This window comes from Furfurilactobacillus curtus, assembly GCF_045862785.1.
Taxonomy (GTDB): Bacteria; Bacillota; Bacilli; order Lactobacillales; family Lactobacillaceae; genus Furfurilactobacillus; species Furfurilactobacillus curtus.
Genome location: NZ_BQXO01000024.1, coordinates 1 through 1,867 on the forward strand (window position 1 = coordinate 1; position 1,867 = coordinate 1,867).

Consider the following 1,867-nt stretch of genomic DNA (forward strand, 5'->3'; position numbering starts at 1 on the left):
ACTTGGTTGAGTCGGTTCAACAGGTGTTGTTGGTTCACTTGGTTGAGTCGGTTCAACCGGTGTTGTTGGTTCACTTGGTTGAGTCGGTTCAACCGGTGTTGTTGGTTCACTTGGTTGAGTCGGTTCAACTGGGTTAACCGGCTGAGTTAATGGTGTGTAGTAGACAATCACATGCATTGCTCGATCACCATTGTATGAACCAGGAATGACCTTTTCACCGATAACTGGTAGGGAAGGTTCACCAAAACCATCTAATTGTGGTGAAGTAACCGTCCCTAAGACATCCGTTCCATCAACGACCCAAGCATTTAATGCGTCTGTCGTATCAACCATCCCATCCCCATCGATGTCGTAGCCAAGTAATTGCCCAGTCACGGCATCAACTAACGCGGTTCGATGATAAGTGACCGTCTGAACCACTGGGGTTGCTACCGGAGTGCCTGTTGACCGATTCAAATAAGTGATCGTCCGTGTAATCGTCTTTGTCAATTGATCAGGACTGGTCTCTGCTGGCCACTTTGGTCCGTTTGGATCGGCCGGATTGATTGGTTCACCGGGGTTGCCAGGGTGAGTTGGAGTCGTGGATACCACCTGATGATCATAATACACGTTGACAGTTAATTGACGCGCTCCACGATAATCAGCTGGAATTGGTAATTCATCGACCATATACTGACTAGCTACCGAATACCCGAGACTTTGTAAGTTTGGTGAAACTACGGCCACCAATTCAGTTGAACCGTCCGCCTGCCAGGCAGTAGTCCCATCATCTGTATCTACCTGTCCGTCACCATTGATGTCATAACCAAGTAACTGTCCAGTAACCCGATCAACAATGGCCGTTCGACGGTAACTGACCGTTTGCACGACTGGTGTAGCCAGTGGCAAATCGGTTTGCCGGTCGAGATAGTTGATGGTTCGCGTAACCGTCTGCGTTAAATCATCAGCAGCTGTGCCTTGTGGCCACTTTGGTCCATTAGGTTGCGCTGGGTCAATTGGCTGACCGGGCTGTTCCGGCCAGAATGGCGTTACTGAAGTGGTTGCGTGATCATAATAAACATTCACAACGAGATTCATCTCTCCTTTGTAATTTGCCGAAATCATTTGAGCCGCGACTTGCTTAAGTGTAGCTGATTGATAACCTTGAGCACTTAAATCTGGTGAAGTCACTGCGGCTAGAAGAGTCGCTCCGACGCTTACCCATGCTTGCTGGCCATCTGTCGTATCCACTTTTCCGTCACCAGTCGTATCATAACCCAAAAGTTGCCCAGTAACCTGATCAATAATCGCCGTCCGGTCATAACTGACCTGTTGAACAACCGGCGTAGATACAACTTGTCCGGTTTGTTGATCCAAATAGTTAATTGTTCGCGTTACTGTCTCGCTTAAATCGCTAGCAGCAGTCTCTGCTGGCCACTTTGGCCCATTTGGCTCATTCGGATTAATTGGTTGACCAGGCTGACCTGGTGTTGTTGGAGTCACTGGCAGTGTTGCGTGGTCATAATAAACATTCACAACCATAGTTGCATCACCACTGTAGCTATTCGTTAGTGTCAATGCATTCACACTTTGTGGATCAGCAGTCTGATAGCCATCAGCAATGAGATCCGGTGAAACTACCGCGGCTAATTGGTTAGATCCTTCGATCCGCCAAGCTTCATCTGCATCGGTCGTATCGACTTGGCCGTCGCCAATGGTGTCATAACCTAACAACGCACCAGTTACCTTGTCAATAATTGCAGTACGTACAAAAGTTACCTGTTGGGTCACTGCGGTAGCGACTGAATGACCTGTCCGTCGATCCAAATAGTTAATCGTACGAGTCACAGTTTTGCTTAAATCCGCCTGATCCGTTCCTGCTGGCCAT

1 protein-coding gene is annotated in these 1,867 nt (G+C 48.3%); it reads right to left on the bottom strand.

Annotation, left to right across the window (positions count from 1 at the left end; all coding sequences use genetic code 11):
* Positions 1-1,867, bottom strand: a 1,867-nt coding sequence (locus tag ACKTR2_RS10190; RefSeq protein WP_407885020.1) for a mucin-binding protein, incomplete at both ends; no start/stop codon positions are given.